The sequence below is a fragment of the Nocardioides sp. genome (genome assembly GCF_051876515.1).
In the GTDB taxonomy this organism is placed as follows: domain Bacteria; phylum Actinomycetota; class Actinomycetes; order Propionibacteriales; family Nocardioidaceae; genus Nocardioides.
This window is the reverse complement of the sequence record NZ_JBJEHY010000119.1, coordinates 1,323-14,115: the sequence shown is the minus strand read 5'-3', so window position 1 is coordinate 14,115 and position 12,793 is coordinate 1,323. Positions and strand designations below refer to the sequence as shown.

Sequence of the window (12,793 nt, the reverse complement as noted above, 5' to 3'; positions counted from 1 at the left end):
TCACGTTGTGGGGGATGCAACGGCCACAACAGGTAAGAGTTCCCCACACCATGGGGCCCGTGTGGCGCGGGTGACGCCGGGCCGGGGCGGCCGCTTCGTCGTACGCAGCCCACGACGTACGACGACCCGGCCGCCACCGCGACCGGGTCGTAGCACGTTGCGGGGAGGCGGTCAGCTGATCATCCGCCGCGCGACGCCCACCTGCCGGGCCTCGATGCGCTCCTTGTACTGCTCCGGCGTCACCCGCTGGGCGTCGAGGTCGGGGCGGGTCGTGAGCGAGGCGTACGGCACGACCTCGACCTGCGGGGCGTCGGCCTCGCCGAGCTCGCGCTCCACCCGCTGCCAGCGCAGCATCATGACGCCGTCGGTGTGCCCGGTGGTCTCCAGCCAGTTGGCCAGGCCGGGGTCGCGCTCGGTGACGACGTACCGGATCTGCCCGTCGGCGTCGACGTGCGACTGGTCCCGGGTCAGGGACGTCTGGTGGTGCTCGTAGTCGGTGGAGACGTACCACTTCGAGCCGATCTGGATCGCCTGGTACGGCGCCGCGTCGCACGCCGGGACGGTCACCACGAGCGCCTCGTCGGGGGTCAGGGCGTAGTGGCCGAGCGAGGAGTACTGCGAGGCCAGGCCGCCGGGGGTGGACCGCGGCACGGTCAGCGTGTTGACCGGCTCGGTGTAGGTGAACCACTGCGGGAACTGGAACCACGTGTGGATGCGGCCGACGAGCATCTTCGCCGCCACGCCCCAGCGCTTCTCCATGTCGGCGGGCAGGAACGGCCCGCGCGGGACGCCGGCGGTGTCGAGCCGCTGGATGCGGATGGTGCCGCGCTCCTCGCCCGCCCAGTCGGAGAAGACCTCCCGGATGATCAGCGTCGCGCCCTTCTTCAGGCCCAGCTCGGGGCCGAAGCGCCACTCGAACGTGCCGTCCTCGGCGACCTCGAGCTCGCGGTCGTCGAAGGCCATCACCGAGGTCGGCGACCCGTCGGCGGAGTACGTGCCGTCCATGATCTGGAAGGACAGGTCGGCCGCCGTGCCGCGGCGCCCGGTGACGACGTACGACGCACCCTCGTCGAGGTAGGCGTTGAAGTAGATCGCGTCGGGGTTGTCGAGGCCCTGGCGGGCGTACTGGTGGGTGGCGTTGACCAGGACCGGGTGGACCAGGTCGTAGTCGAACGCCGCCTGCACCGAGGAGCGCACCGAACCGGCGAGGTACTCCAGGCCCTCCCCGAGCTCCTGCTCGCTGATCTCGAACGGGGGGTTGCGGATCAGTCGCTCGGCCTCGGTGACGGCGGCGGCGAAGGCCTCGACGCTCATCAGGAGACCTTGCTGATGGTGCTCTCGGCGAACTTCTCCAGCAGGTGGATCTTCTTCGCCACCGGCTCGTCGTCGACGCCCTCGATGTAGGGGTTGCGGAACCCGATGATGCAGTCGGTGACGCCCTTGTCCTCGAGCCGCTTGATCGCGTCCGGTCCGGCGTACGCGTCGAAGGAGATCACGTGCACCTCGAAGTCGTCGCGGGTGTCGCCCTCCTCCTTGCGGATCTCGGCGAGGCGGACGAGCAGGCGGTCGAGCTCCTCGCCGTCGCCGCCGGCGTGCATCCAGCCGTCGCCCTTGCGCACGGCGCGGCGCAGCGCGGCGTCGGAGTGGCCGCCGACGAGCAGCGGGATCTTCTCGCTGGGGGCGGGGGTCTGCTTCATCTCGGCGACCTCGTAGAACTCGCCGGAGTAGCCGAAGTACTCGCCGGAGGTGAGGCCGCGGAAGATGTCCATGCACTCGTCCATCCGCTTGCCGCGCTTCTCCCACGGCACGCCCATGGCGAGGAAGTCCTCGGGCCACGGGGAGAGCCCGACGCCGAGGCCGAGCCGGTTGTTCGACAGGTACGCCACGCTGGCGGCCTGCTTGGCGATCAGCACGGGCGGGCGCACCGGCAGCTTGAGCACGAACGGGGTGAGCCGCAGCGTGGTGGTGTGCGCGAACAGGTGGGTCGCGAGGATCATCGTCTCCACGAACTCCTTGTTCTCCAGGAACTCGCGGTCGCCGGTCGCGGTGTACGGGTACCGCGAGTCGGACTCCTTGGGGTAGATCAGGGAGTCCGACAGCGTCATCGAGGTGTACCCGGCAGCCTCGGCCGCCTGGGCCAGGGGCACGTAGTTCTCGGTGCGGGTCATGGCTTCGGCGTATGTGAATCGCATGACACTGGACACTAGAACACGTTCCACTTTCCTGCCAGAGTGATCCCGTGGACATCCAGGAACTGTGTGACCGTCAGGAGATCGTCGACCTGATCACCCGCTACACGCGCGCCGTGGACACCCGCACGTTCGCCGACCTGGCGCACGTGTTCACCCCCGAGGCGACCCTCGACTACTCCGACGTCGGCGGCCCGGTGGCCCAGCGCGACGAGGTGGTGGCGTGGATCGAGAAGGGGCTGGCCGGGTTCGACCGCTTCCAGCACACGATCGGCCAGGTCGCCGTCGACTTCACCGACGCCGACCACGCCACCGCGACCGCCTACTTCATCAACCCCATGGTCGGCCGCGCCCCGGACGGCACCGAGACCCTGTGGGAGGTGGGCGGCTACTACCACCACGCCGTCGCCCGTACGCCCGAGGGATGGCGCTCGGTCGCACTGCGTGAGCAACTCGTTTGGACCCGTTGAGCCCCTCCCGCACAATGGGACCGTGATCGACACCGAACAGCGTCCCGTCCTCTGGGGTCTCGCCGCGCTCGGCGTGGCAGCCCTGGCCGCCGGCCTCGTGGGCGGCCTCGCCCTCGTCTTCGGCATGGGCCTGTTCGGGCTGGGCGGTGGCGACGCGGAGAGCACCGGCGAGCCGGCCGCCAAGGAGACGCTCTACCTGCCGACCCCCACCCCGACGGAGACGGAGAAGCCGTCCGACTCCTCCGAGGAGCCGGCGCCCGACGCCCCCGAGGAGACCGAGGAGCCGGAGAAGGAGAAGGGGATCCAGCTCGAGACGGCCCAGACGACGGTGTCGCCCATGGCCGCGATCGACATCTCCGGCACCGCCGACTCCGCCGACGGCTCCGTGCTGCGGGTGCAGCGCCTCGAGGACGGCGCCTGGAAGGACTTCCCGGTCACGGCCCTGGTCAGCGGCAAGCAGTTCAGCACCGTCGTGCAGACCGGCCGCGCGGGCATCAACAAGTTCCGCATGATCGACACCAACACCGGGGTCACCTCCAACCCCGTCGAGGTCACGATCGCCTGAGGCCCGGCCTCCGTACGACCTGCCCGAGGGCGACGCCCCCGAGCACCAGCGCCATCCCCACGGCCTGGGGCAGGCCGAACGCCTCGCCGGCGAACGCCACGCCCAGCACGGTCGCCGACACCGGGTTGACCAGGCTGACCAGGGCGACGCTTCCGGCCGGCATGAGGCGCAGCGCGGCGAACCAGCAGACGTACGCCAGGCCGGTGCCGATCACGCCGATCCACAGGTAGCCGGCGACCGCCTTGGCATCGAGGTGCGGGGCCGCACCCTCCACCAGCAGCGCCACCGGCAGCAGGAACAGGCCGCCGACCACGAGCTGCCACGACACCAGCGTGACCATGTCGACCGGCGGCTGCCACCGCTTGGTGAGCACCGATCCGACGGCTGTGCAGAGCACCGAGCCGGCAGCGGCGGCGAGGCCGAGGACCGTCACCCCCGTCGTGGTGCCCAGCACCAGCAGGGCGACGCCGGCGAACCCGATCACCGCGCCGGTGACCCGGAACACGGTGGGCCGCTCGCGCAGCAGCAGGTACGCGACCACCATCACGACCATCGGCAGCAGGGCCTGGACGGTGGCGGCCAGGCCGCCCGGCAGGTTGTACGCCGAGAGGTAGATCAGCGGGAAGAAGAGGCCGATGTTCAGCATGCCCAGCACGACGGTGCGGACCCGCCACCCGGCGGGCGGCAGCGTACGGCGCCACGCGAGCATGACGAGGCCGATCGGCAGCGCGCGCAGCAGCGCCCCGAACAGGGGACGGTCCGGCGGCAGCGCCGTCTCGGTGACGATGTAGGTCGTCGACCACAGGAGTGGCGCGACCGCGGTGAGGAGCAGCAGGGCAGGTCGCGAGGTGCGCCAGCCCGTGCGGGCGGGTGCTGCGACGACCGCGGTCTGGTCGTGCTGGTCGGTGCTCACCCGGGGTGAACGCCGACCGGCACGTCCAGTGTTCCCGCTCCTCCTGGCCCGCCCGTGCTCAGCGCAGGGAGGCGGGCAGGCCCATCGACTCCACGTCGGGGTGGAAGAGCGACTCGTTGTGGCCTCGGCGAGCTCGACGATGCAGCCGGGCGCCAGCTCGAGGCGACCCTGAGCACCCATGGTGTTCTCGGTGCGCGGCTGCAGGACCGGGATGCCGGCAGCCTCGGCCTTGCGGTACACGGCGTCGATGTCGTCGACGACGTACATGATCCGGGTCGCCTGGATGAAGTCGGGCAGCTTCACGCGGTTCTCGGGCTCGAAGAAGACGCGCTCGTACGGCCCCGAGATCAGGTGGCCCTCGAACAGGGTGCCGGTGCCGGCCGCCGAGATGGCAGTGGCGGTCGTGGGGGTGCTGGTGCTCATGGTGGGTGGTCCCGACAGGCTCGACCGGCGCACCGGTCGGGGTGCGGCGCCGGTCGTTGGTCCGGCGCCGCACCGTCCTGGGTGTCAGCCGGCCGTGACGGAGGTGTCGTCGACGACGAAGCTGGTCTGCAGGTAGTAGTCCTCGCTGGAGACGAACTTGATGGTGATGGTCTTGCCCTTGTACGCCGCCAGGGAGTGGCTGTTGAGGGTGTAGGTGGCGTTGGTGCCGACGTTGCTGAAGGTCTTCAGCGTCGTGGTGGTGCCTCCGGAGACGACCTGGACCTTCATGGTGTCGTACGCGGTGGAGCCGGACTCGGCGGTGTCGGTACGGATCCAGTACGACAGCACCGGGTTGGCCGCGTTCGCCGGGATCGTCACCTGCTGCGACCCAGACTCACTGGTGGCCCGCCCGTTGCCGCCCAGCCACAGCTTCCAGGTGCCGGTCCGCGCGGGACGGTTGGTGGAGGACGTGATGGCGCCCGAGGACGCCGTCCAGGCGGTGCTGCCGGACTCGAAGCCCGGGTTGGCCAGCAGGTTGGTGCCCGCCGGGGGCGTCGTGGGCGGCTCGGTGGTGGGCGGGGTGCCGTACGTGGTGTCGGCCTGCAGCCACACCATGTGGCCCACGGCGTCGAGGTTGCGGTCGAACGCCGTGCGGTCGACGTTGCTCATCGTGTCGCACGCCCGGTGGTAGCAGGGGTCGTACGGCTGCCCGGCCGTGCCGCCCCACTTCGCCGCCTGCGCGCTGGTCTTGGTGCCCTCGGCGCCGGAGAAGATGCCGCCGGTGGGGATGCCGTACGACCGGAACGACGCGTGGTCGGAGCGTCCCTGCACGTCGATGTACTCCCAGGCGATCGACTTCGAGTCGTAGTACGCGGTGATCTGGTCGCGCACGCCGTCGCCGGCGGCGTTGTCGTCGTACACGAAGTAGCCGGGGTTGACCGACCCGAGCATGTCGAAGTTGAGGTAGACCTCGATCTTGTCCTTCTCGGCGGTGGCCAGGTTGCGCATGTAGTGGTTGGAGCCAAGCAGCCCCTGCTCCTCCGCGCCCCAGAAGGCGAAGCGGAGCTTGTTGCGCGGGGTGCGCCCCTGCTCGGCCCAGGTGAGGGCGGCCTCGAGGACGGCCGCGGAGCCGGTGCCGTTGTCGTTGATACCCGGGCCCGCGGAGATCGAGTCCAGGTGCGCGCCGGTCATGACGACGTGGTTGGCGTCGCCGCCGGGCCACTCGGCGAGGAGGTTGTACGAGGTCCCCGACGACGTCGAGAACTGCTGGACGGTCGTGGTGTAGCCGGCCGCGTCGAGCGTGGCCTTGACCCAGTCGACCGAGGCCTTGTAGCCCGGGCGGCCGGTGGCGCGGTTGCCGCCGTTGGCCTGGGCGATCGAGGAGAGCTGCTGCAGGTGGGCGGTGGCGTCGTCGACCGAGAGGTCGGGCGAGGCCGCCGTCGTGGTCGTGTCGGCCTGGGTGGGGCCGGCGAGCATGCCGGCGGTCAGGGCGGCGGTGGCGAGCGCGGCCAGGGCGCCTCGCCGCAGGGAGGGGCGCCGCAGGGTGGGGCGCAGGAAGGTGTGCACGAAGTGCCTCCGAGGTGTGGGAGGGAAGGGCGGACGGGGCCCGGGCGGGCGTGCCCGGGTACGCCACGAGGCGGGACGGAAGTCGGCCCGCCTCGTGGGTGGTGGTGTCGACTCAGCCGTTGGTGACGGTGGTGTCGTCGACGACGAAGCTGGTCTGCAGGTAGTAGTCCTCGCTGGAGACGAACTTGATGGTGATGGTCTTGCCCTTGTACGCCGCCAGGGAGTGGCTGTTGAGGGTGTAGGTGGCGTTGGTGCCGACGTTGCTGAAGGTCTTCAGCGTCGTGGTGGTGCCTCCGGAGACGACCTGGACCTTCATGGTGTCGTACGCGGTGGAGCCGGACTCGGCGGTGTCGGTGCGGATCCAGTACGACAGCACCGGGTTGGCGGCGCTGGCCGAGATCGTCACGTTCTGGGTGGCCGACTCGGTCACCGAGCGGCCGTTGCCGCCCAGCCACAGCTTCCACGACCCGGTCCGGGCGGGACGGTTGGTGGAGTTGTTGATGGCACCCGAGGTGGCCGTCCAGGTGGTGTTGCCGGACTCGAAGCCGGGGTTGCCGAGCAGGTTGGTGCCCGTCGGCGGCTCCGTGGTCGGCGGGTCCGTCGGCTCGGTGGTGCCACCCGTGGTGCAGGTCGGGTCAGCGGTCTGGGCGGGCACGTTGACCGCGTCCCAGGCGGTCTTGACCTTGTTGAACAGCGCGCAGTCGTTGGGCGTCAGGTTCTTCGCCGACGTCAGGGTCCAGGTGCGGTACTTCAGGTAGGACGAGGACGACGTCTTCATCAGCATCGCGTTGTACAGGACCTTGATCGCCTGCTGCTCGCCGATGCCCGTCACCGCGGTGCTGTCGCAGCGCGACGTGCCGCCGCGCGACAGCAGGTAGAACCAGTGGTCGCCGGGAGCGGCGGCCGCGTGCACCTCCTGGCTGGGCGTGGAGCTGGTGTAGCAGGGGTTGTCGCCGACGTTGGCGGGGTTGGCGCCGTCGCGGATCGGGCCCTGGCCGACCAGGTCGACCTCCTCGCCGACGGTGTGGTCGGGGGAGTCGTAGCCAGAGGGCTGGTTGTCGTAGTACTCGGTGGCCGCGGCCAGCGCGTCACCGATGAACTCCTGCGTGCCGCTGCGCGAGATCCCGCCGGGCGTGTGGTCGTCGACGCCGTGGCCGAACTCGTGGGCCACCACGTCCATCGAGGAGATCCAGCGGCCGCCCGACTGGCTGTGGCCGATCTGGACCTGGGAGCCGTCGTAGTAGGCGTTGACGTCGTTGAGGCCGACCCGGATCGGCAGCCAGCCGCCGGAGCCGTCCATGCCGTTGCGCCCGATCCAGCTCGACATCATCGCCTTCATCTGCTGGGCGGCGTAGAAGGCGTCGACGCAGCCGGTCTCCCGGTTGGTCGGGTCGCCGTTGCCCCACGCGTCGTCCGTCCCGGTGAAGGTGGTGTTGTTGGCCGCGTCCTGGCACTTCAGCGTGGTGGAGGCCGGGTCGGTCATGTTGTAGCTGCTGCCCGACCCGGAGGTGGCGATCGTCAGCGGGTTAGGGCCGGAGTAGCCGGCCGTGCCGGTGCCGTGCGCGATCTTCTCCAGGGTCTCCAGGACCTTGCCGTTGGTCGCGTCGACCCAGACCGACTGCCAGGTGACCTCGCCCTTCTTGGTGCCGCGGACCTCGACCTCGTACCCCAGCCTGGTCCCGGCGTCGCGGTGCCACACCACCAGCTCAGGGGTGCTGGTGGTGGCGCCGGCGTCGGCCAGCTTGCGGGCGACCGTGGCCGCCCGGGCGGCGGAGAGCGTGGCCGTGGTGGAGGCGAGCCTGACGGGTGCCTCCTGGGCGACGCTGGTGCTGAGCACCTGGCCCTCGCCGTTGCTGAGGACGACGAAGTCGCCACCGACGACGCGCAGGCCCTCGTGGGTCCGCTCGTACGCGACGGCGTACGTGTCGGAGGTGCCCCGCAGGGCCGAGGTGCGCAGCGTCTGGGTCGCGGTGAACGCGTCACCGGCTGCCTTCTCCAGGACGACGCCGTGGCTGGAGACCCAGCTGGCGGCCGCCTCGCGGGCCAGGGCGCGGCCGTCCGGCTGGGCGCCCGCGGAGACCGCGGCGGGTGTGGCGGGGTACAGCATGCTCGCTGCGACCGCGGTCACAGCGATGCCGGCAAGTCCGGCCAGTCGTGTTCTCTTCACTGGGAATCCAATCTGCTTGTCAGGGCGGATCGGGTGCTGCTGACCAAGTGCAATCTTGTGTAGTCGTCGGACGTGGCGGTCAATGACTGGTGCCTTGCAAGTCTTCGCATCGCGCGAACCTGCACGTGGCGTTCTTCTCATGAACGTGCCGTTTGGTCGGAGAACCGTGTGAACGCGCGTGTCTACTACCGAGTACCTTCGGATCTGGCTCCCCGGTTGCCGGGGCTGGTCTGGTCCGGACGCAGTACGGTCGGGGCGTGACGACTGAGCAGCTGCGCGAGGCGTACGACCGACAGCTCCGCCTCGACGGCGAGCTCCTGGGCGCGCTGAGCCGACGCGACCGGCCGCCCCTGGCGTGGGCCGAGTTCGACCACGGAGGCTTCGTCACCTACGAGCACCTCGACGTCGAGGGTGAGGCGCTCGACGCCCTCATCGCCGAGACCGTCGCGTACTTCCGCGACGAGACCTCCGTCGCGTCGTTCGAGTGGAAGACGCGCGGCCACGACCGCCCCGCCGACCTCGGCGACCGGCTCGTCGCGCACGGCCTGGTGGCCGAACCCGTCGAGACCGTCATGGTCGGTCGCGCCGACGCCCTCGTCGACGCCCCGCCCGCGCCGCAGGAGGTGCTGGTGCGCCGGGCCGGCGAGCACCCGACGGCGGCGGTCGACGTGCTCATGGACGTGGCAGCCGTGATGGCCTTCCAGACCGGCGTCTTCGGCACCGACCGCAGTGCCCGGCTCGACTCGGTGGTGGCGTCGGTGCGTGCCGGCGAGCAGGAGTACTGGATCGCCGAGGTGGGCGGCCTCGTCGTCGGCGCCGGCAGCCTGCGGCCCGTCCCCGGCACCGCGTTCGCCGGCATCTGGGGTGGCGGCATCCACCCCGCCTGGCGCGGTCGCGGCATCTACCGGGCGCTCGTCGCCGCGCGGGCAGCCTCCGCGATCGAGCGGGGCGTCGAGCTGATCCACTCCGACTGCACCGACATGTCGCGCCCCATCCTGGAGCGCTCCGGCCTGGTGCCGGTGACCACGACGACGCCGTACGTCTGGACCCGCGCCTGACCCGCCTGGCCGGGAACACGCCCCGGAGGTTCGAGATCGCCCGCGGGAGGGAAGGGTGGACCCCATGCGTCCCGAACTCCGACTCCGCGTGCGCGCGGCCGCGGGGGCCGCGGCACTCGCCGTCGCCGTCGCCACCCTCAGCCCCCTGGCCCCCGCCCACTCCGACGACCGTTCCCTCGCGCGCGAGGCCGCGCGTGCCCAGGACCGGACCTTCCACCGTCCGGACGCCGACGTCCAGATCGACCCCCAGGCCCGCCCCAGCGCACTCGCCGGGCTCCCCAAGGTCAAGGGGTGGACGGCCCCGAAGGCCGTCTTCAGCACCTACAACGGGTTCCAGTCGTACGACATCGCCCGCAACGCCAAGGGTCAGTCCGTGGTCGCCTGGGCGGAGGTGGGCTCCGGCAGCACCGTCCGGATCCGTTACGCCCGGCTGACGCCCGCGAACAAGGTGCTCAAGCGGGTCAAGCTCACCGGGTGGATCACCCGCGACACCGTCGACTCCGGCATCGTCGGCCAGGTGGCCGCCACGATCGACAAGGACGGCAACGCCACCGTCGTGTGGACCCAGCGCACCGGGGAGGCGACCGGCGTGCGCGCCGCCTCGATCGGCGCGAAGGGTCGGACCACCACCCGCTGGGTCACCCAGCAGGGCCACCCGCCGATGAGCGTCTTCGCCAAGGCCTCCGCGACCGGCCACGTCGTGGTCTGGTGGAACGGCTACGACCCCGAGGCGTGGGGCAGCCCCCAGCAGTACGTGCTCTGGAAGGGACGCAAGGCGTTCACGAAAGTCAACTACACCCGCGACCCCGACTGGATGCCCGACGAGGGCGGCACGGCCTCGGTCAGCAACACCGGCCTGGTCTCCGCGACCTGGGTCGAGCGTGGCAGCGGCCAGGGGCGCCTGCGTGCGGTCACCCTCGACAAGACCGGAAAGCTCGTCGAGAAGGTCCCCGCGACCGCCAGCAACCTGATCATGAACTCCTCGCACGCCACGACCGCGAGCGGCAACCTCACCGTGTCCTACATGGACCAGGAGTACGTCGACGAGTGGCGCACCCACTGGTACACGCTGCGTCGCACCAACGGCACGTGGAGCGCGCCCAAGGAGGTCACGCAGCTCCAGCCGTACGGCTACACGTGGAGCATCGCCGGCAACGACACGGGCAAGGCCGCCACGATCGGTCTGGGGTACGGCCCGGGCAACCCGCCCGAGTCGATCGCGGTGACCGCCGGCGTCCAGGCCAAGCCCGGTGCCCGCTGGACCGTCACCGAGGCAGGGCCCCGCGTCTACAACGGGTTCTCGTTCTTCACCCCGCGCGTCCACATGACCGCGAACGGCCGGACGGTGACCAGCTACCGGGGTTCGACCCGTCCGGGCGTCGCCTGGACGAAGAAGGGGACGAACGGCACCTGGGTCCGCTCGGGCGTGGGCACGCAGGGTGACCTGGCGTTCGCCAGCGACGCCCGGTCGCGGGTCAACATGCTCAGCCTGGCCAGCTACAAGGGCTTCACGCTGACCGTCTACCAGAACGACCTCTGAGTCAGGAGCGGGCGGCCTCGACGAGGTGCCGGGCGACGTGGTCCAGGTCGTCGGCGTCCACGAGGCCGCCCGTCACGCGTACGTGCGGTGCCCCGTCGGAGCCGGCGTGGAACGGTGAGCCGGCCGCCGCGCGGATGTCGGCGGCGGCCAGGTGCACCATCGCCGCCTGCTCGTCGCGGACGCGTACCCACAGGTTGATGCCGTCCGGCACGCCCAGCTCGACGCCGAGGGAGGCCAGCCGCGCGACCAGGGCGGTCTGACGGGCGGCGTACACGTCGCGGGCGGCCGAGACCTCCGCGACCGACGTCGCGTCGGTGAGCAGGTCGAACAGGATCGTCTGCAGCATCCTCGACGTCCAGCCGGGCCCCAGCATGCGGCGCGCGATGACCGGCTCCACCAGCGCCGCCGGACCGCCCAGCGCGGCGATCCGCAGGTCGGGGCCGTGGGACTTGGAGTAGCTGCGCACGTGCACCACCCGGTCGGGCAGGTGCACCCCCAGTGAGACCGGCGGACGACCGCTGATCGGCCCGGAGTGGTCGTCCTCGATCACGGCCGGGCGGGCGTCCTTGGCCCGCCGCAGCACGTCGGCCAGCTCGGCCGCACGGGCGGCGGTCATCGACACGCCCGTGGGGTTCTGGGCGCGGGGCTGGAGCACGACCGCGACCGGCTCCTCCTTCAGCGCGGCCCGCAGGGACCGTACGGTGACGCCCTCGCCGTCGAGCTCGAGCGGCACGACGCTGGCGCCCAGCGCCTCGACGAGGTCGAAGATCGGCGGGAACCCGGGTGACTCGACCGCCACCCGGTCGCCGAAGCCGACCACGTGCTCGAGGGTGCGCGCGATCGCGTCGGTGGCGCCGTTGACGATCGTGATCGTCTCGACCTCGTACGGCCACGACGCCTCGAGCTCGGCCCGCAGCGGCGGCAGCACCGGCGCGTCCTGGTAGGCGTCGGTGGTGGCGCGCGCCGAGACGCGGGTGAAGGCCCGCTCCAGCGACGGCAGCAGGTGCGGGTCGGGGGTGCCGCGGGAGAGGTCGAGGCGGAGGTTGCCGGGCGCGGCTCCGCGCAGGCTGAGCACGCGGGGGCTGAGCCACCCGGCGGGCGGGGCGCTGACGTACGTGCCGGCCCGTCCGCGGGTGGTCACCGAGCCGTTGCGCTGCAGCGCCTGCCAGGCGGCGCTCACCGTGGCGGGTGAGACGCCGAGCTGGGCGGCGACCGCGCGGACGGTGGGCAGCCGCGTGCCCTCGGGAAGCTCGCCGCTGCGCATGGCGCGCGCCAGTGCTCCCGCGATCCCCTGGGGGGAGCGGTCCTCCAGCCCTGCCAATACAGAGAGTCCGATAGATGTCAAATCGCACCCTTCCCAAGAAAGTGTGACATCGGTAACCTGCCGTAACGGCGGCGAAATGTTCAAGGGTCAGGATAACGATCCGAGCGAACGACGCCGGCGTCAACGATCACTGACCCAGGAGGACGCATGACCATCGTGAGGGCCGCCATCACCCAGACCACGTGGACGGGTGACAAGGAGTCGATGCTGGACAAGCACGAGCAGTTCGCCCGCGACGCCAAGGAGCAGGGCGCTCAGATCATCTGCTTCCAGGAGCTCTTCTACGGCCCCTACTTCGGCATCACCCAGGACCAGAAGTACTACCGCTTCGCCGAGCCGGTGGACGGTCCCGTCGTGACCCGCTTCGCAGCCCTCGCCAAGGAGCTGGGGATGGTGATGATCCTCCCGATCTACGAGGAGGAGCAGACCGGCGTCTACTACAACACCTGCGTGGTCGTGGACGCCGACGGCACCGTCCTCGGCTCGTACCGCAAGCACCACATCCCACACCTGGACCGCTTCTGGGAGAAGTTCTACTTCCGTCCCGGCAACATCGGCTACCCGGTCTTCGACACCGC

General features: G+C 70.8%; 11 protein-coding genes. 5 read left to right on the top strand and 6 right to left on the bottom strand.

The genetic code is table 11. From position 1 onward, the window contains the following. Positions 1-171: 171 nt before the first annotated feature. Both ACI379_RS08615 and ACI379_RS08610 read right to left on the bottom strand, forming a co-directional pair. Positions 172-1,314: a hypothetical protein gene (locus ACI379_RS08615; RefSeq protein ID WP_439791674.1), complete on the bottom strand. Its 1,143-nt coding sequence runs from the start codon at positions 1,312-1,314 to the stop codon at positions 172-174. Beyond that, positions 1,314-2,168, bottom strand: coding sequence for a TIGR03619 family F420-dependent LLM class oxidoreductase (locus tag ACI379_RS08610; RefSeq protein ID WP_439791673.1), 855 nt, complete (start codon positions 2,166-2,168; stop codon positions 1,314-1,316). The genes ACI379_RS08615 and ACI379_RS08610 overlap by 1 nt, the downstream gene beginning before the upstream one ends. Positions 2,169-2,239: 71 nt before the next feature. On the opposite strand from ACI379_RS08610, the gene ACI379_RS08605 reads away from it, so the two are divergent. Continuing rightward, on the top strand, positions 2,240-2,659 hold the full coding sequence (locus ACI379_RS08605; protein WP_439791672.1) for a nuclear transport factor 2 family protein: 420 nt from the start codon (positions 2,240-2,242) through the stop codon (positions 2,657-2,659). Between the two features lie 22 nt (positions 2,660-2,681). Beyond that, complete coding sequence (locus tag ACI379_RS08600) at positions 2,682-3,224, top strand: hypothetical protein (RefSeq protein ID WP_439791671.1); 543 nt, start codon at positions 2,682-2,684, stop codon at positions 3,222-3,224. On the opposite strand, the gene ACI379_RS08595 is transcribed toward ACI379_RS08600, so the two are convergent. The 3 genes from ACI379_RS08595 to ACI379_RS08585 form a co-directional block, all read right to left on the bottom strand. Next, a complete protein-coding gene (locus ACI379_RS08595; protein WP_439791670.1) occupies positions 3,211-4,560 on the bottom strand; it encodes an EamA family transporter in 1,350 nt (449 codons plus the stop codon). The genes ACI379_RS08600 and ACI379_RS08595 overlap by 14 nt on opposite strands. 84 nt (positions 4,561-4,644) lie before the next feature. Continuing rightward, positions 4,645-6,126 (bottom strand): M20/M25/M40 family metallo-hydrolase, encoded by a 1,482-nt coding sequence (locus tag ACI379_RS08590; RefSeq protein ID WP_439791669.1) that lies wholly within the window; start codon positions 6,124-6,126, stop codon positions 4,645-4,647. Between the two features lie 112 nt (positions 6,127-6,238). Continuing rightward, on the bottom strand, positions 6,239-8,293 hold the full coding sequence (locus ACI379_RS08585; RefSeq protein WP_439791668.1) for a M4 family metallopeptidase: 2,055 nt from the start codon (positions 8,291-8,293) through the stop codon (positions 6,239-6,241). 257 nt (positions 8,294-8,550) lie between these two features. Between ACI379_RS08585 and ACI379_RS08580 the strand changes: the two genes are divergently transcribed. Together ACI379_RS08580 and ACI379_RS08575 are read left to right on the top strand one after the other, a co-directional pair. Continuing rightward, a complete protein-coding gene (locus tag ACI379_RS08580) occupies positions 8,551-9,351 on the top strand; it encodes a GNAT family N-acetyltransferase (RefSeq protein ID WP_439791667.1) in 801 nt (266 codons plus the stop codon). A gap of 64 nt (positions 9,352-9,415) precedes the next feature. Continuing rightward, positions 9,416-10,891: a hypothetical protein gene (locus ACI379_RS08575; protein ID WP_439791666.1), complete on the top strand. Its 1,476-nt coding sequence runs from the start codon at positions 9,416-9,418 to the stop codon at positions 10,889-10,891. 1 nt (position 10,892) lies between these two features. Here ACI379_RS08575 and ACI379_RS08570 read toward each other — a convergent pair whose 3' ends face one another. Continuing rightward, positions 10,893-12,212 carry a PLP-dependent aminotransferase family protein gene (locus ACI379_RS08570; protein ID WP_439791665.1) on the bottom strand — a complete coding sequence of 440 codons (1,320 nt, stop codon included), beginning with the start codon at positions 12,210-12,212 and terminating at the stop codon, positions 10,893-10,895. A 150-nt stretch (positions 12,213-12,362) separates the two neighbouring features. Here ACI379_RS08570 and ACI379_RS08565 point away from each other — a divergent pair. After that, the coding region (locus ACI379_RS08565) for a nitrilase-related carbon-nitrogen hydrolase (protein ID WP_439791664.1) at positions 12,363-12,793 on the top strand (431 nt) is incomplete at its 3' end.